We start from the raw sequence: 20,841 nt of genomic DNA on the forward strand, positions 1-20,841 counted from the left end.
GGCTGTACTGCCTGGCGGTGCCTCCGCCGAAACGAGTGCGGGCGAGAGGGGCTGCGGGGCGATAGGGTGAGGCTGCTCGGACAGGGAAGTGAGGAAGAGATGGCGCAGTCCACGCCGGAGGCCGGATCCGGACGGGTTCCCGCCGAGGCGGTGCAGGAGGCCACCGTCCCGGTGCCCGCCGCGGCCGGCAGCGGTCCGATCAGCCACGCGATCTTCCGACTGGCCCGCCTGCACCGCATGTTCGCGGGCCAGCTGCTGCGCCGCATCGGCCTGCATCCGGGCCAGGAGCTGGTCATGATGCATCTGTGGGAACTCGGCCCCCAGCGGCAGACCGACCTGGTGCGGCTGCTGGACTCCGACGCCGCCACCATGACCCGCACCGTCCGGCGCCTGGAGCAGGCCGGCTTCGTCCGCCGCCGCCCCTCGCCCACCGACAGGCGTGCCTCGCTCATCGAACCCACCGCGGCCAGCCACGCCCTGCGCCGTGAGGTCGAGCAGGTGTGGAGCCGGCTCGAGGACATCTCGACCGCGGGCCTCTCGGACGACGAACGCGCCGCGGCCCTGCGCACCCTGGAGCGCCTGGAGCACAACCTCGCCGTGGCCGCCGCCGATTCGGCGGATGCGGACCCGCAGCGGTAGCACCGTCGGTCCGGCGCACCGGGCGCCCGTGCCCCGAGCGGAGGCTCTCCCCGCGCCCCGGGTGATTCCCCGTGCACCGGGGGCGCGTCGCCACGGTGCGGACACGCCCCAGGGCCCAGCGGGGACCGGATGCCGGCGGGCCGCACCGGCGTACGGGCGCGGCGGGGCGATCTCCATCGATCGCGGTGGGGACGTCGTCCGGACCTACGGGAAGGCCCACCCCGTCCCCGGACCGGAGTCCTGCACGCCGGGCGACGGCAAGGTGCCCACCACGGACACCTCGGGCGAGGCGGATGTTCAGCGCCGGGAAGCAGCGATCCGTCCCGGAGGCAGCCCGCTGCCCGGCGGGGCCGTCACCTCGCCCGGGCGCCTCAGGGGTGCCGCTCCCGCACCCCTGCGGCCCTGCCCGTGCGCGGACCCCGGTGCGGCAGGCCGGAGGGCGCCCCTGGCCTCGTCGTACCGACGGAGCACCAGCCGGGCGACCGACTCGTGGCTGCCCACGGGGGCCGACGTCACATCCGCTCCGGCGCTTGCGGCGCGGCGGGCGAAGAAGCCCGGGCCCAGCAGGTACGGAGCGACCGTGATGTGCCGGTGCCCCTGCGAGCGGAGCGCCGCGACGGCTTCGGCGGGGGTGGGGGAGGCCATGCTGAGGTAGGCAGGGATCACCTCGTCGCCGCCTGCACCGCGGCCCCTGGTCGGCCCGGCCGGCCCCGCGGCGGCGAGGCGGCGGTGCAGCAGGGAGGCCATCACCGCGGCGTCCGCGTTCGCGGTGGGATCGCTGGACCCGGCCGCGGCGAGCACGACCGGACCGCCTCCCGGGGGCCGTCCGGCGGCGGCCAGGTGGTCGGCGAGCGCGTCGGCCAGGAGGGGATGGGGCCCGAGGGGGCGGGCGAGGCGGGCCCGCACCCGGGGAGCGGCGGCCAGGGCGCCCGGGATGTCGACGCGTACGTGGTAGCCCGTGCCCAGCAGAAGCGGGACCACGATCACCTCTCCCCGCAGGCGCGCCAGAGCCTGCGGCAGGTCGGGGGAGACGAGGTCGAGCGAGCAGAGTTCGATCCTCTGCTCGGGCCGCAGCGCGCGCACGCGGGCGGCGAGGCGCTCGACCACGGCGACGCCGTCGGCATCCCGGGTCCCGTGTGCCACGGCCAGCAGCGTCGGCGGCACGCCGCGCCGCTCCACGGCAGCGGCGGTGCGGGACCGGGCGCTCATGCGGCCGCCAGCCGGTAGCCGCGCTTGGGGACGGTCCGCACCAGCCTGCCGTGCGGGCCCATGGAGGCACGCAGCCGGGCGATCGCCCCCTCCACGGCGTGCTCGTCGGCGTCGGAGCCCGCCCAGGCGCGGCGCAGGAGCTGGGCCCGGCTGAGCACCCAGCCCGGCCGTTCCGCGAGTGCGCGCAGGAGCGAGGCGCTCTTCGGGGAGAGCCAGTAGCTGTCCTCGCCCACCCAGACGGCGCTGCCCTGGAGCGTCAGCGTGCACGGCCCCAGCGGGATGTCGCGGCGACTGCGGGCGGGCAGGGTGTCGGTGAGGGTACGGACCAGGGCGCCCAGCCGTCCGCGCTCCGGCCACAGCGGGTCGACCCCGGCGGCCCGCAGCGGGCGGGCGCAGACCGGGCCCACGCACACCGGCACCACCTCGTCGGCCAGCGCGGCGAGGACCTGGTCGTACAGCCCGTCGGTGCGCGCGGTCTCCAGGAAGGCGCTGATCGCCGGCGCGCTGGTGAACGTCAGCGCGTGGACCTCACGGCGGGCGGTCTGCTCCACCAGGCGCCGCACCGGCCCCGGATCCTCCGGTGGTGCCCATCGGTAGACCGGCACCGGGACGACGTCCGCGCCGCGCTCGCGCAGCGCGGCGGCGAACGAGGTGAGCGCGATCCCGTGCTCCTGCACGGCGATGCGGCGGCCCTCCAGAGGACGGGCCAGCAGCCAGGTCAGGAGTTCGTCCGTGGCCTCGGTCGAGGGGGAGAACCCCTCGTCGAGGCCGCTCGCGCGCACCGCGCCCGTGGCCTTCGGGCCGCGTGTGAGGACGACGGCGTTCCGGCACGCCAGCGAGAGCGCCGCGCCGTACCCCCAGCCGTCGGCCGCGCTCATCCAGCCGCGCCAGCCCACACCGGTGGTGGCCACGACGTAGTCGAGCGGAGCGGTCAGGCACTGCTCGGTCGCCCGGCGCAGCGCGACGTCGTCCTCCAGCGGGAGGATGCGCAGCGCCGGGGCCTGGACCACGCGGGCTCCGCGCCGCGTCAGGAGGGCGACGAGTTCGTCGCGGCGCCGGTCGGCGGTCACGCCCACCGTGAAACCGGTCAGCGGTCCCGGTGGAGTGCTCGGGTTCTCAAGTGCACGGGTGGCCATGGACGCAGACTCGGGCCGGGCCGTTACCGACGGGTTGCGCGCCGGTCACGGGCGGGTTAGTCCCTGGCGGTCCCGTGTTACGGCGCATGTCCTGGCCATCACCCCGTCGTGTCCGCGCCGTGAAGGAGGCGTACCTCCTCCGCAACACGTGCGAGAGGCCGGTGAAACACACCGCGGCGAAGGTCGGAGCCATGACGACGACCGACACCCACTGCCCGTACTGCTCCCTGCAGTGCGGCATGCGTCTGAACGAGACGGAACGCGGCGTGGTCGAGGTCGTGGAACGGCCCGCCTTCCCGGTCAACCGCGGCGCACTGTGCGGCAAGGGACAGACTGCGGCGGCACTGCTGGGGCCGGCACACCGCCTGACCACACCGCTGATGCGGGAACGCCGAGCGGACGGCGGCAGGGGCCCCCTGCGCGCGGCGAGCTGGACCGAGGCCCTGGACCGGGCCGCCGAGGGATTCGCCGCGCTCCAGGCCGAGCACGGCAGGGACGCGGTCGGCGTCTTCGGCGGTGGCGGACTGACCAACGAGAAGGCCTACCTCCTGGGCAAGTTCGCCCGCGTGGCGCTGGGCACCCGCAACATCGACTACAACGGCCGCTTCTGCATGTCCTCCGCCGCCGCCGCGAACCGGCTGGCCTTCGGACTCGACCGCGGACTGCCCTTCCCCCTGGAGGACATCGAGCGGACCCGATGCCTGATCCTGGTCGGCGCCAACCCGGCCGAGACGATGCCGCCCGCCGTACGCCACCTGCGCCGGCTGCGGGACAACGGCGGCACCTTGATCGTGGTCGATCCGCGGCGCACCCGCACCGCCGAACTGGCCGACGTCCACCTGCGCACGGCACCGGGCTCCGACCTCGCGCTGGCCCTCGGCCTGCTGCACCTGCTGATCGCCGACGATCTGGTCGACGACGCCTTCGTCACCGCCCGCACCACCGGATACGACCGCGTCCACGCCGCGGCGATGGCCCACTGGCCCGAGCGGGTCGAACGGCTCACCGGGATTCCGGTGTCCCGACTGCGCACGGTGGCACGGATGTTCGGAAAGGCGGCCACGGGCATGGTGCTCACGGCACGGGGCTCCGAACAGCACAGCAAGGGCACCGACACTGTCGGCGCGTGGATCAACCTGTGCCTGGCCGCGGGCAAGGCCGGGCGCCTGCACAGCGGGTACGGCTGTCTCACCGGCCAGGGCAACGGGCAGGGCGGACGCGAGCACGGCCAGAAGGCGGACCAGCTCCCCGGCTACCGCTCGATCGAGGATCCCCGGGCCCGGGCGCACGTGGCGCAGGTCTGGGGAGTCGACCCCCGGACCCTCCCGCACGCCGGCCGCTCCGCGTACGAACTGCTGGACACCCTCGGACAGCCCGCCGCCGGGACACGCCCGGCCGGCCTGCGGGGACTGCTGCTGATGGGCTCCAACCCGGTCGTCTCCGCACCCCGCGCCGCCCACGTCACCGACCGGATCCGCGCCCTGGACCTGCTGGTCGTCGGCGATCTGGTGCTGTCGGAGACCGCGCAGCTGGCCGACGTCGTCCTGCCCGGCACGCAGTGGGCCGAGGAGACCGGCACCATGACCAACCTGGAGGGACGGGTCGTCCTGCGGCGCGGCGCGGTCCCCCCGCCCGAAGGCGTGCGCAGCGACCTGCGCATCCTGCGCGATCTGGCGGAGCGGCTCGGAGCCGCGCACGGCTTCGACGACGACCCGCGCACCGTCTTCGAGGAGCTGCGGCGCGCGTCCGCGGGAGGCCCGGCGGACTACGCCGGCATCACCTACGAGCGCATCCAGGCCGAGGACGGCGTGTTCTGGCCGTGCCCGGACGAGAGCCATCCCGGGACGCCGCGCCTGTTCCTGGACGCCTTCGCCACCCCCGACGGCCGCGCCCGCTTCCTCCCGGTCACCCACCGTCCCCCGGCCGAGGAGCCCGACGCCCGGTACCCGGTCCACCTCACCACCGGGCGGGTGCTGGCCCAGTACCAGAGCGGCGCCCAGACCCGCCGCGTCCCCGCCCTGGACTCCGCCGCCCCCGGTCCCTTCGTGGAACTGCATCCCGTGCTCGCCCACAGCCTGGGGCTGCGGGAAGGAGATCCCGTGCAGGTCACCTCGCGGCGCGGCCGGGCGGTCGCCCCGGCACGGATCACCGACACCATCCGGCCCGACACGGTCTTCATGCCCTTCCACTGGCCGGGAGCGGGCCGGGCCAACACGCTGACCAACCCGGCACTCGACCCCGTGTCGAAGATGCCCGAGTTCAAGGTCTGCGCCGTGCGCGTGGAGCCGGCCCGGGAGCGCGACGGAGCCGCTTCGGCCACGGCGGCACCCGCCGAGGGCGCCGGCACGCCCACCGGCTCCGCGACCGCCTCCGGGAACCGTCCATGACCGGCCGCCGCATCGCCGTGGTCGGCGCCGGAATGGCCGCCGCCCGCTTCGCCGAACGCTACGACGCACTCGGCGGCCGCGACCGGATCGTCCTCTACGGCGCGGAGGCCCGTACCCCCTACAACCGGGTCCTCCTCGCCGACGTCCTGACGGGCCGCTACGACGCCGAGGCCATCGGTCTGCCCACGGGCGCCGCGCAGGTGCGCATCGCCGACGAGGTCTGCGCCGTCGACACCACGGCGCGCACGCTGACCCTGCACGACGGCCGCACCGAGCCCTGGGACGACCTGGTGTTCGCCACCGGAGCGAACCCCGTACTGCCCCCCATCCGAGGCCTGCTCCTGCCCCACGGGGGCGGCCTGCACCCCTCCGTGCACGCGGTGCGCACCCTCGCCGACTGCGCCCGGCTGGCGGACGCGGCGACCGGCGCGCGGCGGGCCGTCGTCATCGGCGGCGGCGTGCTCGGCGTCAGCGTCGCGAGGGCGCTGGCCACACTCGGACTGGACGTGGAGATCGTGCACCAGGCACCCCACCTGATCGAGCGCCAGCTCGACGCGGAGGCCGCCGCCGCACTGCGCGCCGCGCTGGGCCGGCTGGGTGTGGAGACCTATCTCCTCAACCGCGCTCGGGCGCTCACCGAGCACGGCGAGGTCGAACTGGCCGGCGGCCACCGCCTCGACACCGACCTCGTCGTCCTCGCCTGCGGGGTCCGCCCGCGCACCGCGCTGGCCCGCGCGTCCGGTCTGCACGTCGACACCGGGATCCGCGTCGACGACGCACTCGCCACCTCGGCGCCGCACGTCCACGCCATCGGCGACTGCGTCCAGCACCGGGGATCGGTGCACGGCCTGGCGGGACCCGCATGGGAACAGGCCGACGTCCTTGCCGCCCGCCTGTCCGGCGCCGACCCCCACGCCCGCCACACCGGCTCGCGTCCCCTGGCCCGGCTCAGCGCCCCTCCCGTCGAATACGCGGCGTTCGGCGAGGGCCACCGCGACAACGACGACCTGGAGGCCGACCCGGCCCTGCACATCCTGCGACTGGCCGACGCCACACGCGGCAGCTACAAGAAGCTCGTCCTGCGCGGCAACCGCCTCGTCGGCGCCATCCTCGTCGGCGACCTGGCCACCGTCGGCGACCTCACCCGCGCCTGCGCACCCGACGCCGCCGTGCCCGAGACCCCCTTGCACCTCATCACCGACGGAGTCCGCCCATGACGCATCGCCCGACACCCGGCCGCCGGCCCCGACCGACCAAGGACCTGGTCCTCGTCGGCCACGGCATGGTCGGCCAGCGATTCCTGGAGACGCTCACCGACCAGCCCGGGGCCGACGAGTGGCGGATCACGGTGCTCGCCGAGGAGCCCCGCCCCGCCTACGACCGGGTGCACCTGACGTCGTGGTTCTCCGGCACCAGCGCCGAGCAGCTGTCCCTCACCCCGCCCGGATTCCTCGCCGAGCACGGCATCGAGCTGCGGCTCGCCGACCCCGCCACCGCCCTGGACCGCGCCGCCCGCACGGTCACCACCGCCTCCGGTGACACGCTGCGCTACGACGCGCTCGTGCTGGCGACCGGCTCCTACCCCTTCGTCCCCCCGGTACCGGGGCACGACGCTCCCGGCTGTCACGTCTACCGCACGATCGAGGACCTCGAGGCCATCCGGGCCGACGCGGCGGGCGCCCGCACCGGTGCCGTGGTGGGCGGCGGCCTGCTCGGCCTGGAGGCGGCCGGCGCCCTCACCGCCCTGGACCTCACCACCCACGTCGTCGAGTTCGCGCCCCGGCTGATGGCGCTCCAGGTCGACGACGGCGGTGGCAGGCTGCTGCGCCGCAAGATCGAGGAACTGGGCGTGACCGTGCACACCGCCGCGGGCACCCAGTCCCTCACGACCGGGGAGGACGGCCGCGTCCGCGCGATGCTGCTGTCCGACGGCCGGGAGCTGGAGACGGACCTGGTGGTGTTCGCCGCCGGGGTACGGCCCCGCGACCAGCTGGCCCGCGACAGCGGACTCGCCGTCGGCGAGCGCGGCGGCATCGTCGTCGACCAGCACTGCCGCACCGGCGACCCCCATGTGCTGGCCATCGGCGAGTGCGCGCTCGCCGCGGACGGCCGGGTCTACGGACTGGTCGCCCCCGGATACGCGATGGCCGACACCGCCGCCCGCCTGCTGGCGGGCGAACCCGGCGGGCGGACCGTCTTCACCGGCGCCGACACCTCGACCAAGCTCAAACTGCTGGGCGTCGACGTCGCAAGCTTCGGCGACGCCCACGGCACCGCCGACGGCGCACTCGACGTGCTCTACAGCGACAGCCGCTCGGGCGTCTACAAGAAACTCGTCATCGGAAGCGGCGGTCACCTGCTGGGCGGCGTGCTGGTCGGCGACACCGACTCCTACGCCACCCTCAGGCCGCTCGCGCTGAGCGGAAAACCACTGACCACACCGCCCGAGCACCTCGTGCTGCCCGCCGGCGCGGGCCCGGCCGGACCGCCGGCCCTGGCCGACGACGCGACGGTCTGCTCCTGCCACAACATCACCCAGGGCCGGATCAGGGCAGCCGTACGGGACGAGGGATGCGCCTCCGTACCCGAGGTGAAGAAGTGCACCAGGGCCGGCACCGGCTGCGGAAGCTGCGTCCCCCTGCTCGCCGCCCTGGTGACCGAGGAACTCGAAGCCACCGGCGCCGGCGTCGACCGGGGCCTGTGCGAGCACTTCACCCACTCCCGCGCCGAACTGTACGAGATCATCCGGGTCACCGGGATCACGAGCTTCTCCGCACTCGTCGACGGACACGGCTCCGGCGAGGGCTGCGACATCTGCAAGCCCGTCGTCGCCTCCGTCCTGGCCAGTCTCGGCAACGGGCACATCCTGGAGGGCGAACAGGCCGCGCTCCAGGACACCAACGACCACTTCCTCGCCAACCTCCAGCGCAACGGCTCGTACTCCGTCGTCCCCCGCATCCCCGGAGGGGAGATCAGCCCGGCCGACCTGATCACCATCGGAGAGGTCGCACGGGACTTCGGCCTCTACACGAAGATCACCGGAGGCCAGCGCATCGACCTCTTCGGCGCCGCCGTCGACCAGCTCCCGCTCATCTGGCGGCGCCTGGTGGACGCCGGATTCGAGTCCGGCCACGCGTACGGCAAATCGCTGCGCACGGTGAAGTCCTGCGTCGGCGAGTCCTGGTGCCGCTACGGAGTACAGGACTCCGTCGGACTCGCCATCGAGTTGGAACTGCGCTACCGGGGCCTGCGCTCGCCCCACAAGCTCAAGTCGGCCGTCTCCGGCTGCGCCCGCGAGTGCGCCGAAGCACAGAGCAAGGACTTCGGCATCATCGCCACCTCGACGGGCTGGAACCTCTACGTCGGCGGAAACGGCGGCATGACACCGCGCCACGCCGACCTGCTCGCCGCGGACCTGGACCGCGAGGCCCTCGTCCGGACCATCGACCGGTTCCTGATGTTCTACATCCGCACCGCCGACCGGCTGGAGCGAACCTCCGTGTGGCTGGAGCGCATCGAGGGCGGCCTGGAGCACGTGCGAGCCGTCGTCCTGGACGACAGCCTCGGCATCTGCTCCGAACTGGACGCGCTCATGGAGCACCACGTCGCGGCCTACCGGGACGAGTGGGCCGCCGTGCTCGACGATCCCGAACGGATGCGGCGCTTCGTCTCCTTCGCCAACGCGCCCGGCACACCCGACCCGGCGGTCACCTTCGTGTCCGAACGGGGGCAGATCCGCCCCGCCCGCCCCGGCGAGAACGGCCGGGCACTCACCGCGGCGCTCGTCGCCGGACCCCGACTGGAGGTACGCACGGCATGACCGGCATGACGCAGTTCGTGGAAGTCTTCGACGGGACGCAGTGGTTCCCCGCCTGCACGTACGCCCATCTGGTGCCCGGCCGGGGCGTGGCCGTGCTGGGCCCCGGCGGCGAGCAGATCGCCCTCTTCCGGGACCGGGCGGGGCAGCTGTACGCGATCGACAACCGAGACCCCTTCAGCGGTGCCCACGTGCTCTCCCGCGGCATCCTCGGCAGCCGCGGCGACACCCCGACGCTCGCCTCCCCGATGTACAAGCAGGTCTTCGACCTGCGCGACGGCCGGTGCCTGGACGAGGACACCGCACCCGACGGTACCCCCGCCCGGCTGCGCGTCTGGCCCGCGCGCACCGGCGACCACTCCGTCTCACGGCCCGCCGCGCGCGACGTGCGCAAGGCGTAGCACGGCCGAACGCCGGGCGGACGTCCGGCGAAACCCGCCGTTCGTAGCGTCCGGCACGACGGCGACGCCGTGCACCGGGCACACCGGATCGCGCGGGCCCTCCCTACGAACGAGCGGGTGAAGCTGATGAGTACGGCCCTTGGACCGGAAGAGACCACCGGAATCCCCGACCCGGAGGTGCACCACCGCAGGACACGGTCCCTCACCACCTGGCGTCCCGAGGACGAGGGCTTCTGGCACACGACAGGAGCCCGTATCGCCCACCGCAACCTCGCCTTCTCGGTCCTGTCCGAGCACATCGGCTTCTCCGTGTGGAGTCTGTGGTCCGTGCTCGTGCTCTTCCTCGGACCGGAGTACCGCATCGACCCCGCGCAGAAGTTCACCCTCACCGCGGTGCCCACGGCGCTCGGCGCCGTCCTGCGCCTGCCCTACACCTACGCCGTGGCGAGGTTCGGCGGCCGCAACTGGACCGTCTTCAGCACCCTGTTGCTGCTGGTGCCCGTGATCCTCGCCGGCCTCGTCCTGGAGCCGGGCGTCTCCTACGGCACGCTGCTCGCCGTCGCCTGCGTCGCCGGCGTCGGCGGCGGCAACTTCGCCTCGTCCATGGCGAACATCAACGCCTTCTACCCCGAGCGGCTCAAGGGATGGGCGCTGGGAGTCAACGCCGGCGGCGGAAACCTCGGCGTCCCGGTCGTCCAGCTCCTCGGCCTGCTGATCCTGGCCACGGCCGGCGCCGCGCACCCCCGGCTGCTCCTGCTCGTCTACCTCCCGCTGGTCCTGCTGGCGGCGGCCGGCGCGGTGTTCGGGATGGACAACCTGGCGTCGCCGCCCGGGAGGGGCGGCCGGGCCCTGCGGGAGGTCGCCGCGGAACCGCACAGCTGGGTGATGTCACTGCTCTACATCGGGACGTTCGGTTCGTTCATCGGCTTCGGCTTCGCCTTCGGCCAGGTGCTCCAGGTCCAGTTCCACGAGCAGTTCGACACCCCCACGAAGGCCGCCTGCCTCACCTTCCTCGGTCCTCTCCTGGGCTCCCTGGCCAGGCCGTTCGGCGGCCGGGCGGCCGACCGCCTGGGCGGAGCGAGGGTGACGCTGTGGACGCTCGCGGGGATGGCGGCGGGGGCGGGAACGGTCCTGGCGGCCTCCCGCATGCAGTCCCTCCCGCTGTTCCTGGCGGGGTTCACGGCCCTCTTCCTGCTGAGCGGCGTCGGGAACGGCTCGACCTACAAGATGATCCCGGCCGTCTTCCAGATGAAGGCACGGGCCGCCGTCGCCGCCGGCGCGGACCCCGAGTCGGCGCAGCGCGACGCCCGGCGCCGGGCGTCGGCGCTCATCGGCATGGCCGGCGCGATCGGTGCGTTCGGCGGGGTGCTGGTGAACATGGCGTTCCGCCAGTCCTTCCTGACGACCGGGCACGGTGACGCCGCCTACTGCGCGTTCCTCGCGGCCTACGCGGTCTGTGCCACCGTGACCTGGGCGGTCTACCTCCGCCCGGGCACCCGGCCGATGCACGACGTGTGACGGTGATTCAGGTGGCCCGGTCCGGGGACGTTCCGGATTTCGTGTGGAGGATCTCCCGGGCCTGGTCCGCGGCGCGGGCGATGCTCTCGGAGACGAAGTCGACGAAGCGGGCGATGTTCTCCAGGCGGGCGGCCGCCGGGGTGCCCGGTCCGAGGACGCCCACGCCCTGCCGGGCGACCTCGCCGAGGTGGGCGGTGGACCGGGCGCCCGCCATGGTGGACTGGTACAGGACGTCGTCGTCGACGACGTAGCGCTCCCGGCGGCGTTCGTCGCGCTCCCGGCGGATGAGGCCCTGGCCTTCGAGGAACGCGACCGCCTTGGAGACGGATGCCGGGCTCACCCGGAGGCGCTCGGCGAGCTCGGCGGCGGTGAGGCTGCCGGCGTCGGTGGTGTAGAGGCCGGCCAGCACCCGGGCCGTCATCTTGGGCAGGCCCGACTGCATGAAGACGGTGGTGAAGGTCTCCTCGTACTCGCGTACGGCCGCGGCGTCGCGCCCGTAGGGCTGCGGGGAGGTGCCGGCGTCCCGGGGTGTGGCTCCTCTGCGGCGGTGGGCGCGGCGTTCGGTGGCGCGATGGGCGAGGTCGGCGCGATAGGCGGTGGGACCGCCGTTGCGCATGACCTCGCGTGTGACGGTCGAGGTCGGGCGGCCGAGGCGCCTGGCGACCTCCGCGTAGGCGAGGCCGTCGGCCAGTCCCAGCGCGATCTGCTGGCGTTCCTGCTGGGTGAGCCTGCCTCCCGGCATCGCGGCCTCCTCGGGGGTCGACGAAGGCTAGACCATAGCGTTCACTCTCCATCAATTGCAACGATGGAGAGTGCGTTTGTTGCGTTGGATTGCAATTCATTGCAATGAATTCTTGGCTTCGAACAGCATGGACGATGAAGCCGTGCGACGAATTGATTGCTCCACAAGTGAATGCAACGTAGCGTTTCCCGCGTCAGAAACGGCGGGGTGAAGGGTGGGGAGCACCCCCATGGCTGACCGTGGGAGCGCCGCCCCGGTGGTCGTCGCTGTCGGCGTCGCCGGGCTCCAGGGGCAGGTAGGTGTCGCCCGTTTCCGCGGTGACGATCGAGGGCCGGTGGAGGGTCACTGTTCGCCGAGCAGGGCGGGCAGTTCGCGCATGTCGTGGAAGACGACGGTGCCGGGACCTTCGAGCCGGTCGGCCGGGGTGAGTCCACCGGCGTAGCCGAAGGCACGCATGCCCGCGGCGCGGGCGGCCTGGACGCCGGGCCGGCTGTCCTCGACCACCGCACAGGCGGCCGGATCGACGCCCATGCGGTGGGCCGCGTGCAGGAAGAGGTCCGGGGCGGGCTTGCCGCGGGCGACCTCGGTGGCGCTGAAGATGCGGTCGGCAAAGCGTGCGTACAGCCCGGTGCGACCCAGGGTGTGCCTCATCTTGTCGTGCGAGCCGCTGGAGGCCACGCAGGTCGGCAGGGTGATCATGTCGAGCGCCTCGGGCGTCCCCTCGACGGGGACGAGCTCGCAATCCACGGCGTCGCGGTGGAGTTCCTCGAACCGCTTCGACCAGGTCGCGGCTGTCTCCTCACCCAACCGAGCGGCGACCTGCTCGCGGATGTCGGCGTGCGAGCGCCCGATGAACCGTGCAGTGACCTCCTCCGCAGTGAGTGGCCATCCCAGTGCGGCACCGAGGGCGACCTGGACGCGTACGGCGACGCGCTCGCTGTCGACCAGCACTCCGTCGCAATCGAATATCACCAGTTCAATCGGTGTGATCACCTCGGCAGCATAAGGCCCGGCCCGAGGCCCGTGCCTTACGATGCTGCCAGGGGTGCGGATGAGGGGGCGTCAGCTCACCATCGGTACCAGCGGCCACGGCCGCCGCCGGTGGTCGTGGAGCGCATGACGAAGCCGAGCAGCCACAGCACCAGGACGACGACCGCTACCCACCAGAGGACCTCGACCGCGAAACCGGCGCCGAAGAGGATCACCGCGAGAAGCAGAACAAGCAGCAGGGGAACCATGTCACCAACCTCCTGAAGATGTGTCTGACGGTCCGACGGTCGAGCCCGGCGGGTGACCTGGACCGTGAACTCTGTGTCGCGCCCACTGGCGTTGACGGCGTGGAGGAGGCCCCCGTGCCGGGCGGCGGCATCCCGTGCCTCCGGTGATCGCCATGGCGATGCCGTCGGGGCCGGAGGCGGAGAGGGCCGCTTCTCAGCATCCGCGGGACGGCGCGTCGCCGCGACTTCCGGCAGGTATCCGGGTGAACGGCTGAGGCGGGAGGAGTTTCCGGGCGGGGGACGCACGGCGCCACGGAAGCGTCAGCCGACGTCCGGCAGCGTCTCCTGGCAGGCCGCGTCGTCCGCTCGCTGCTGCGCCAGGCGGGCGTTGTGGTCCCGCACGGTGGTCAGCCACCGCCACGGCTGGATCTCGTCCAGGGTGAGACCCGGGCAGGCCAGTTGATGAGGGACCCGGCACGTCGTCCCGGCCGGGGGTTCGTCGAGGCCGCCGTTCCAAGCGGTGCCGTTGCCGTCGACGTGCCAGCGGTGTCCGCCGGGGAGGAGGTGGGCGGGCACGGTGAGGCGGGGTTCGAGGAGGACGTGCTGCCCGGTGTAGGTGGGGGCGCGGTCGCCGGTGAGCCCGCACTGGGGGCAGACGGGCGGACGAGGTGGCTCGGGCCCCGCGGCGCCGTCCCGGGCCGCCTGGGCGCGGTCCGCCCTTTCCCAGGGCCGGGGCGCGTCGGCGGGGCGCTGCCGGGATCCGTCGGGGCCGATCGACGGGATGACGCTGTCGTCGTGGTGGTAGTCCCCCATGCTGCTGAGCGTGCGGGCGCCTGCGCGAGGGGGACAGGGCGCGCCCCGGGCGCAACGGGTGCAGAGGGGCGGTGCACGCGGTTGCAGGCCGCAGCCGATGTGCCGCGTGGTGGACCGGAGGCCGCTGCTGCGGGTGGCCGGGACTCGGCTCGGCGCTTCCTCGCAGGCCGGACCGGGACCGGCTCTACCCGGTCCCGGTCCCGGGAACGCGCGTGGGCCGCCACCGGTGATTCGGTGGCGGCCCACGAGGCGGATGCTCACGCGGCCAGGGAGGCCAGGGCCCTGCGGGCACGCCGCTGGGCACGCTCGGCGCGGCTCTTGAGCTGGAACGCGCGAACGATGCGCTCCCGCTCGGCCTCCCGCAGGCGCTCGTTGAGCAGAGCGCGGGCTTCGAGTTCGTAGGACATGGTGTTCTCCCCCTCGGGTGACGGCCCGTCGGCATCCCACGATACCGACTCCAGGAACCGCTCTGAGGGTTAGATTCTACGACTTGATTCAGCAAGGTGCCTTCAAATTTCAGGCTCCAGCCCCGTAGGATCCTGAGTATTACAGGATCGTGACATCGGATGCCGGTGCGGCGACCGCGGTCAGGTGGTCCAGCGGGTCGGCGGCGCCCCTTCGGCGGACGACCCGGCGGGGCGGAACTGATCGCTCGCGCGCACGGAACCCCTCCCGGGTCACCGCTGCCCCGACGGGGTCTTCCTGGGCGGGGACCGTGGTGCCGATCTCGGCACGGAGCACCGGAGACGGTCCGACCGCCTGACGTCAGCAGTTCCTCACCCAGTGGACCCAGTGGACCCAGTGGACCCAGTTCCAGTCGGCGTCGTCGTCCTGGGAGTGGGCGCCGGCTTCGTGCCGGCGCCAAAGCCGGCCGCGGGCGCGAACTGCGCGGGCAGCCGGTCACGCTGAACGCGGCCAAGTTCGGCGAGAGCTGCTCGTGACGGATGCGGCCGGCGCCGAGTCGGGCCGCACGAGCAGGACGGAGGCAGCCGGTACCCGTAGCGGCCGCCATGGTGCACCGGCTCGCGGTCGCCGGCCCGGACCGGCGGATGAAGTGGGCGAACCGGGGCACGAGCCCTTCGCTGAGGTGGCGGGCCCGGTGGGGCGCCGCCCGGTTCGAACAGGCGACCAGGGAGAGTGGCGAGGGTGACCGAGGAACCGTCGGCGGTGCCGGGAGAACGGACCGCGCCCGGCGCGGGCGGGCAGACCCCGCCCCTGCGGCCCGGCGGCTACGACCCCGCCGACTATGTCGACTGCGCCGTGCGCAGTGCCGGTGCGGCGGGAGTCTCTCCGGTTCTGCTGATGGCCGTGCTGCACAACGAGGCCTACAAGCCGCACCATCCGCTGCTGGAACGCCTGTGGCAGTGGTGGAAGCCGGAGGCGTCGTTCGGCGTGGCCAACATGCATCGGGCCACGTTCGAGCAGGTGAGACGTATGCACGACCTGTCCGGGCGACGCTGGGAGGACCTGCGCGACGACCCCGCGTTCGCGGTGCACGCGGCCGCCCTGCACCTCGGCGACCTCGACCGCGCCCTCCCGCGCCGGCGCGCCCGCCGTTACACGCGGGACGAGCTGCTCGCGCTCGGCTACAACGCGGGGGAGCGCAACATGCGGGCCTTCGCGCGGGGTGTTCCGCCGGGGCCGATGGCGCGGTCCTATCTCCGCCGGCTCAGGGACAACTGGAGCGTCGCGGCCGACGCGGTGGCGCGTGCCCCCGAGGAGGCGCCCGGCGCCGGTACGCATGGCGTGGGAGGCGAGTAGCGCGCTGCGCGCCACCGGCACGTACTCCCGGCCGTCGGCCGGGACCGACCGGGCGGCGCCGACTCGCCGGAGTCACCCGGCGGCGTGCAGACGGCTCCGCCGCCGCTCCTCCGAGACGTCCTCCACGTGGGTGAGAAACACCCACAGGTGACCGGAAGGGTCCTGGAGGACGACGGTGCGGTCACCGTGGAACATGCCCTTCGGCGGCTGGAGAATCTCGGCGCCTGCTCCTTCTGCGCGCTCCGCCATGGCAGGTCAGGTCCCGGCCCGGACGCCCACGCCGCCGGCCGAGCCCGTCTGTGGGCCGTCCGTGGCAAGACGGCCCGAGCCCGCTTGCGCCTGCCGCCGGGTCACCCGTGCCGCGCTGGACAATTGCCACGCAATGACGTGCGTGAGCGGCATCGAGGGGACATCGATGGACAGAGCAGGACGCCTGGATCGTAGAGCGCTGCTTGCCGGCGGACTCGCGGGTGCCGCCGTCGCGCTCGCAGGGTGCTCGTCGACCAGGATCGCCCCGGCCGCGGCGAGCGCTTCGCCGAGCCCGCGCCCGACCACACCCGCCGCGGCATGGGCGAGACTGGGGGAAGGCAACAAGCGCTGGGTGAGCGGGGACCTGCAACACCCCGACCGGGATCCGAACCGGCGTCAGCTCCTGGCGCAGCAGCAGGAACCCTTCGGGGCGGTCCTCTCGTGCATCGACTCCCGGGTGCCGCCCGAGCTCCTCTTCGACACCGGGCTGGGCGACCTCTATGTGATGCGCACGGGCGGGGTGACGATCGGCCCGGTCGTCACCGGTTCCGTCGAGTACGGACCCGTGACCAGCGGCACCCCGCTCGTCGTGGTCCTCGGCCATCAGCGCTGCGGCGCCGTCAAGGCGGCGTACGGGTCGATCCGTGACGGCAAACCGCTGCCCGGCAACCTGCAGGCGATCGTCACGGCTCTCCACCCGGCCTACGAACAGGCAGCCCGGAAGGGCGGCACCGACCCGGTCGAGACCATGGCCCGCGCCCAGGTCGCCTTGACCGCGGCCGGCCTGCGCTCCAACGACGACCTCGCCCCGCTCGTGAAAAAGGGCGCCCTCGCCGTGGTCGGCGCCTACTACTCGCTCGACACCGGGAAGGTGGAGGTCCTGGACGGCGCGCCCTCCTGAACCGGACGGACGGTCCGGCAGGGGCGACTTCGGCGATGCCGCGGTCGCCCGCCCGGCCCCCGATGCGCCGCCCCTCGGCAGCCGCACGCAGCCGCAGCCCGCCGATCACTCGAGCGGCCGGCGCAGAGCGCTGCGCCGTGCTCTCCAGGCCGCGAGCAGCGCATCGCCCAGGCGGTCCTCCAGAAAGCCGGTGACGCGCACGCCGAAGGCGATGTCGGCCTCCAGCTCCGGTTCGTCGTCCAGCAGGCCGCCGACCACGTCCCGTCGTACGACCTGCTCGTGCACCGCGTCGGCGACCACGTGCTCGTCGTAGAAGCGCTGCGCCGCCGGCCCCGCTCCGGCCCGGCACAGAGCGGCGGACAGCCGGCGCGAGCCCGGCGAGGACGTGATCTCCACGGCGGCGAAGTGACCGACCAGCGCACCACGCAGAGCGCGGTGCAGGCCGAGAAGGGACATGAGGTTGACGGTGGCGAGGGCCTCGGCGGGTGCGGCGTCGACATAGTGGCCGTAGTCGGAGCACAGTCCGAGGTCCTCCATCAACCGGGCGAAGAGCTGCGCGTGGACCTCCTCCGCTCGACCGGCCCCGAACTCGTCGAACTCGACCGCGGCCATAGCGGCCTTGGCCCGGCCGCGCAGGCGGGGAATGACCCAGGCATGCGGGTCCGCCTCCTTCAGGTGGTAGAGGGAGCGCAGGGCCGCGTACTCCCGGAGCCGCCGGAGGTCTCCTTCGCGCTGGAGGTAGTGACTGACGCTGGTGCCCACGTGTCCTGCGGGTTCCACGAGCAGCGCCTCCAGCGCCGCCGCGGCGCTCGCCTCAGCCGGGACGGCCTCGTGCAGAGCGTCCGCGAAGCGCGACTCCAGGGTCCGTCGGAGGGCCAGGAGCCGTGGATCCCATTCCAGGTCGTCGGCGACCTGGCGGAAGCCGCGGTAGTGGAGCTCGTAGAGCGTGTAGAGGGCCAGTTGGAGGTCGTCGCCGAAGGGGTCGGCGTCGTGGGCGGGTTGCTCGACGTTCGTGGGCCGGCCCGGACCGCCGAGAGCGGAGACCAGCGCGTGGGACAGCGCTCCGCGCGGGGAGGGGAGCCGGGGGCCGTTCATGACCGGCTTCCCCTCGCCTTCCCGCAGCCCTGTCCCGTTCGGCGGCGGTGACTGGTGTCGCACCACGGGTGGGTGCGGCTCCGCCGGCAGGTGCAGATCGCGGTCACGAACCGGTGGGAGGTCACCGTCGATCCGTCCTCCCGGACGACTTCGACGGGCCCCTCCACGAGCAGCGGACCCTCGGGGTCGATCGTGACGCGGCGGGGGCGTCGTTCAGGAATGTCGGGCACGGATGACCACCAGTTCCTCCCTGTCGCCGTCCGGCAACAGTCCGTGGCTGCGCAGCCAGTCCCGGCGCCCGCGGAGGACCGGGCCCAGCGGAACGGCGTCGCGATCGGTCACTTCGGCGTCCATGCCGGCGGCGGCCAGCCGTTCCAGGGTCGGCACGGTTCCGCAGATCGCGGAGTGGACCAGGAGCAGGATCCCGCCGCCGCGCAGCACGGGGGGCACCGAGTCGCAGATGCGGTCCAGGAGGACCCGGCCGTCGGGTCCCGCGTCCCAGGCACGGGCCGCGCCCCGGGCCGGCGGAGCGGGCGCAGGCGCCGGTACGTAGGGCGGGTTGGTCACGACGAGGTCGAAGGTCCGGTCGGGCACCGCCGAGACGAGATCACCCCGGAGGACTGTCATCGGCCGCCGCGCCAACAAGGCGTTCAGCCGGACGGTGAGGACCGCGCGCAAGGAGATGTCCACCGCCGTGACCCGGGCGCCGCGCCGCGCCGCGAGCAGGGCCAGGGCGCCGCTCCCCGTGCACAGGTCCAGGACCCGGGTGTGCGCGCCGACGGACTCGCTGCGCAGCGCGCGGGCGAGCAGTTCGGTGTCGGCGTGGGGCGCGTAGACACCGGGTGGGGTGAGCAGCGGTGCTCTGGCAGGTGTTCTCATGACACCCTCCGGACGTGCGGAACACGTCCGTACGGCACACATGTCCGTACGGCGCCTCCCTCATGTTCCGCTGAGTGCCCTCCGGGCGCACGCGCCACACCTGCCCCCGGTCACCGCCGGTGCGGCCACCGCAGCGGGGCCGGACGTCCGGGTTGACTGCGCGCGGGTGGGGAACCCGGCCCGACGGCGGGGGCCCGGTGGTTCTGGAGGCAGTCGTGGCCGTGCGGCATCGTCTGATCGAGACCGATCCCGACAGGGTGTGGTCCGTCCTGGCGGACGGCGACCGCTACGCGGAGTGAGTCGTGGGCACCTCGACGTCGCATCCCCTTCGCGGACGGTGGCCGCAGGTGGGGTCGGCTCTCCGCTACGAGGTGCGACTGGGGCCCTGGCGGTTCGACAACGAGACGGTGGTCCGTCGCTGCGAGGTGGGCCGGGTGCTGGAGCTGGAGGCGAAGGCCGGACCGCTGGGCACGGCACGCATCGCGGTGGAACTGCGCGACTGGGGCGAGCACTGCCTGGTGATCGTCGACGAGCATCCCCTGCGGGGAGCGGGGGGCGTGCTGCACAACGCGGCGGTGGAGTCCCTGATCCAGCTGCGCCACCGCGCGATGCTCGCCCGGCTCGCCGGACTCTGCGAGCGGGACGCCCGTCCCGGTCGGCCACGAGCCGTCGGCCCGGGCAGGAGCGCGGGCGTACGCGGAGGCGGCGGTCGCGCCCGACGCGGTGGGTGCGCCTGACGCGACGGTGGTCGTGGCGGGTGCCGACGGCCTGGTCGCGGCCGGTCCGCCGGCCGACGCCGACACGGGCTGGAGCGCGGGCAGGCGCCTGGCCGTACACGCGTCACCGGGCCGCTCTCCGACGGTTCGACGACGCGGGGAGTACTGCGTCCGGCGCGGGCCCCGAGGACGTGTTTGGGCCTCTCGGTGAGGGCTAGTCGGCGGGTATGGACGTATCCCGCCCGAGGAGCAGGAAGCCGGCCGCCGCGCTGGACGTGCTCGACGAGCAGGCGTGGCTGGATTCCACCGCGGACGCAGCGCGCCGCGTGGTGCGCGCCCTCCCCCTGGGAGCCGGCCGCGACGTGCTGCACGGTGTATGGCTGGGGCACCCGGTCCACCCGGCGCTGGTGCAGCTTCCGATCGGCGCCTGGACGGCCGCCGGCGTCCTGGACCTGCTTCCCGGCCACGGCCGGGCGGCGGCCCTCTTCGTCGGGCTGGGCCTGGCGTCCGCCGCACCCGCCGCTCTGGCCGGATGGGTGGACTGGGCGGAGCAGCGCCCGCGCCAGGCCCGTACCGGCCTCGTCCATGCCGCGGCCAATCTCGCCGCCGTGGTGACCTACGAGGGGTCCCTGGTGGCACGGCTGCGCGGCCGTCCCCTCCTGGGGCGCCTGCTCGGTTTCGGGGGACTGGCCCTGGCCACGGCGGGAGGTGTGGTGGGCGGACACCTCGCCTACCGCCAGGCGGCCGGAAGCAATCACGCCGAGGCCGTGCCGGTGGTGGCGAGCCAGGAGTGGTGTCCTGTGGGCCCGGACGGGGACTTCCCCGTCGGCGTGCCGGTTCGGCGCATGGCCGGGGAGGTTCCGGTGGTACTGGTGCGCCAGGACGACGGAGAGGTGTACGCCCTCGCCGACCGCTGCAGCCATCTGGACGGGCCGCTGCACCAGGGGGAGATCGAAGACGGCTGCATCGTCTGCCCTTGGCACGGCAGCCGCTTCCGCCTCGCGGACGGTGAGAACATCGCCGGCCCGGCGACCGCACCGCAACCCCACTTCGAGTCCCGCATCAGGGGCGACGGCCAGGTCGAGGTCCGCATGGCATCCGGTTGAGGGACGGGGCGCGGCGGCGCGGGAGTCGGCTGCGCGGTGTGAACCCCGCCGGTGCAAGGGCCCGTTGGCCACCCTGCCGCCGCACTCGTCCTGCCCACCTCCCGAGTGCGCGTACTCGAGCGGCCTCCCGCTCCCGCCGTGCGCCGTGGTCGTGGACGACTCGTGCAGGGGCGGCCGGGCGAAGGAGTTCCACATGCCCCCGAGCCCCGACTCGTCGCGGTGCCGGCGTGCGTCCGCGGGCCGCCGGCAGTTGCA

At 73.7% G+C, this 20,841-nt stretch carries 20 protein-coding genes and 1 pseudogene; 10 read left to right on the forward strand and 11 right to left on the reverse strand.

What is annotated here, in order from left to right; genetic code table 11:
• Window positions 1–99: 99 nt before the first annotated feature.
• Complete coding sequence (locus P3H78_RS09560; protein WP_276108432.1) at window positions 100–639, forward strand: MarR family winged helix-turn-helix transcriptional regulator; 540 nt, start codon at window positions 100–102, stop codon at window positions 637–639.
• A gap of 297 nt (window positions 640–936) precedes the next feature.
• Here the strand turns inward: P3H78_RS09560 and P3H78_RS09565 are convergent, their stop codons facing one another.
• Window positions 937–1,848: a sirohydrochlorin chelatase gene (locus P3H78_RS09565; protein ID WP_276108433.1), complete on the reverse strand. Its 912-nt coding sequence runs from the start codon at window positions 1,846–1,848 to the stop codon at window positions 937–939.
• Window positions 1,845–2,984: a uroporphyrinogen-III synthase gene (locus P3H78_RS09570; RefSeq protein WP_276108434.1), complete on the reverse strand. Its 1,140-nt coding sequence runs from the start codon at window positions 2,982–2,984 to the stop codon at window positions 1,845–1,847. Before P3H78_RS09570 ends, P3H78_RS09565 begins: the two co-directional genes overlap by 4 nt.
• Before the next feature lie 191 nt (window positions 2,985–3,175).
• Here P3H78_RS09570 and P3H78_RS09575 point away from each other — a divergent pair, with 191 nt between their 5' ends.
• The 5 genes from P3H78_RS09575 (at window position 3,176) to P3H78_RS09595 (ending at window position 11,107) form a co-directional block, all read left to right on the forward strand.
• Window positions 3,176–5,371, forward strand: coding sequence for a molybdopterin oxidoreductase family protein (locus P3H78_RS09575; protein ID WP_276108435.1), 2,196 nt, complete (start codon window positions 3,176–3,178; stop codon window positions 5,369–5,371).
• Window positions 5,368–6,588: an NAD(P)/FAD-dependent oxidoreductase gene (locus P3H78_RS09580; RefSeq protein ID WP_276108436.1), complete on the forward strand. Its 1,221-nt coding sequence runs from the start codon at window positions 5,368–5,370 to the stop codon at window positions 6,586–6,588. The genes P3H78_RS09575 and P3H78_RS09580 overlap by 4 nt, the downstream gene beginning before the upstream one ends.
• A complete protein-coding gene (gene nirB / locus P3H78_RS09585) occupies window positions 6,585–9,191 on the forward strand; it encodes a nitrite reductase large subunit NirB (RefSeq protein ID WP_276108437.1) in 2,607 nt (868 codons plus the stop codon). The genes P3H78_RS09580 and nirB overlap by 4 nt, the downstream gene beginning before the upstream one ends.
• A complete protein-coding gene (gene nirD, locus P3H78_RS09590; protein WP_438827932.1) occupies window positions 9,188–9,589 on the forward strand; it encodes a nitrite reductase small subunit NirD in 402 nt (133 codons plus the stop codon). The genes nirB and nirD overlap by 4 nt, the downstream gene beginning before the upstream one ends.
• A gap of 126 nt (window positions 9,590–9,715) precedes the next feature.
• Complete coding sequence (locus P3H78_RS09595) at window positions 9,716–11,107, forward strand: nitrate/nitrite transporter (RefSeq protein WP_276108438.1); 1,392 nt, start codon at window positions 9,716–9,718, stop codon at window positions 11,105–11,107.
• Between the two features lie 7 nt (window positions 11,108–11,114).
• Here the strand turns inward: P3H78_RS09595 and P3H78_RS09600 are convergent, their stop codons facing one another.
• The 5 genes from P3H78_RS09600 to P3H78_RS09620 all read right to left on the reverse strand — a co-directional run bounded on the left by P3H78_RS09600 (window position 11,115) and on the right by P3H78_RS09620 (window position 14,286).
• Window positions 11,115–11,849: a GbsR/MarR family transcriptional regulator gene (locus P3H78_RS09600; protein ID WP_276108439.1), complete on the reverse strand. Its 735-nt coding sequence runs from the start codon at window positions 11,847–11,849 to the stop codon at window positions 11,115–11,117.
• A gap of 342 nt (window positions 11,850–12,191) precedes the next feature.
• Window positions 12,192–12,842, reverse strand: a complete 651-nt coding sequence (locus tag P3H78_RS09605; RefSeq protein WP_276108440.1) for an HAD family hydrolase — start codon at window positions 12,840–12,842, stop codon at window positions 12,192–12,194.
• Between the two features lie 74 nt (window positions 12,843–12,916).
• Window positions 12,917–13,087, reverse strand: a complete 171-nt coding sequence (locus P3H78_RS09610; RefSeq protein WP_276108441.1) for a hydrophobic protein — start codon at window positions 13,085–13,087, stop codon at window positions 12,917–12,919.
• A 300-nt stretch (window positions 13,088–13,387) separates the two neighbouring features.
• On the reverse strand, window positions 13,388–13,879 hold the full coding sequence (locus tag P3H78_RS09615; RefSeq protein ID WP_276108442.1) for a DUF6083 domain-containing protein: 492 nt from the start codon (window positions 13,877–13,879) through the stop codon (window positions 13,388–13,390).
• Window positions 13,880–14,136: 257 nt separating this feature from the next.
• A complete protein-coding gene (locus tag P3H78_RS09620) occupies window positions 14,137–14,286 on the reverse strand; it encodes a hypothetical protein (protein ID WP_276108809.1) in 150 nt (49 codons plus the stop codon).
• A gap of 739 nt (window positions 14,287–15,025) precedes the next feature.
• On the opposite strand from P3H78_RS09620, the gene P3H78_RS09625 reads away from it, so the two are divergent.
• The gene (locus P3H78_RS09625) at window positions 15,026–15,640 is read left to right on the forward strand and encodes a lytic transglycosylase domain-containing protein (protein ID WP_276108443.1); all 615 of its coding nucleotides are present in this window, start codon (window positions 15,026–15,028) and stop codon (window positions 15,638–15,640) included.
• A gap of 72 nt (window positions 15,641–15,712) precedes the next feature.
• Here the strand turns inward: P3H78_RS09625 and P3H78_RS09630 are convergent, their stop codons facing one another.
• On the reverse strand, window positions 15,713–15,889 hold the full coding sequence (locus tag P3H78_RS09630; RefSeq protein ID WP_276108444.1) for a VOC family protein: 177 nt from the start codon (window positions 15,887–15,889) through the stop codon (window positions 15,713–15,715).
• A gap of 352 nt (window positions 15,890–16,241) precedes the next feature.
• Between P3H78_RS09630 and P3H78_RS09635 the strand changes: the two genes are divergently transcribed.
• Window positions 16,242–16,790 (forward strand): carbonic anhydrase, encoded by a 549-nt coding sequence (locus P3H78_RS09635; protein ID WP_276108445.1) that lies wholly within the window; start codon window positions 16,242–16,244, stop codon window positions 16,788–16,790.
• A 105-nt stretch (window positions 16,791–16,895) separates the two neighbouring features.
• Here the strand turns inward: P3H78_RS09635 and P3H78_RS09640 are convergent, their stop codons facing one another.
• The 3 genes from P3H78_RS09640 to P3H78_RS09650 are packed head-to-tail and all read right to left on the reverse strand — an operon-like array spanning window position 16,896 to window position 18,764.
• Window positions 16,896–17,885 carry an iron-containing redox enzyme family protein gene (locus P3H78_RS09640; RefSeq protein ID WP_276108446.1) on the reverse strand — a complete coding sequence of 330 codons (990 nt, stop codon included), beginning with the start codon at window positions 17,883–17,885 and terminating at the stop codon, window positions 16,896–16,898.
• Window positions 17,882–18,115, reverse strand: a complete 234-nt coding sequence (locus tag P3H78_RS09645; protein ID WP_276108447.1) for a CDGSH iron-sulfur domain-containing protein — start codon at window positions 18,113–18,115, stop codon at window positions 17,882–17,884. The genes P3H78_RS09640 and P3H78_RS09645 overlap by 4 nt, the downstream gene beginning before the upstream one ends.
• On the reverse strand, window positions 18,099–18,764 hold the full coding sequence (locus tag P3H78_RS09650) for a HemK2/MTQ2 family protein methyltransferase (RefSeq protein ID WP_276108448.1): 666 nt from the start codon (window positions 18,762–18,764) through the stop codon (window positions 18,099–18,101). Before P3H78_RS09650 ends, P3H78_RS09645 begins: the two co-directional genes overlap by 17 nt.
• A 215-nt stretch (window positions 18,765–18,979) precedes the next feature.
• Here P3H78_RS09650 and P3H78_RS09655 point away from each other — a divergent pair.
• Window positions 18,980–19,501, forward strand: a pseudogene (locus P3H78_RS09655) (SRPBCC family protein).
• A 206-nt stretch (window positions 19,502–19,707) separates the two neighbouring features.
• Window positions 19,708–20,586, forward strand: coding sequence for a Rieske (2Fe-2S) protein (locus tag P3H78_RS09660; RefSeq protein ID WP_276108450.1), 879 nt, complete (start codon window positions 19,708–19,710; stop codon window positions 20,584–20,586).
• Window positions 20,587–20,841: the final 255 nt, after the last annotated feature.

Source organism: Streptomyces tropicalis (assembly GCF_029269835.1).
In the GTDB taxonomy this organism is placed as follows: Bacteria; Actinomycetota; Actinomycetes; order Streptomycetales; family Streptomycetaceae; genus Streptomyces; species Streptomyces tropicalis.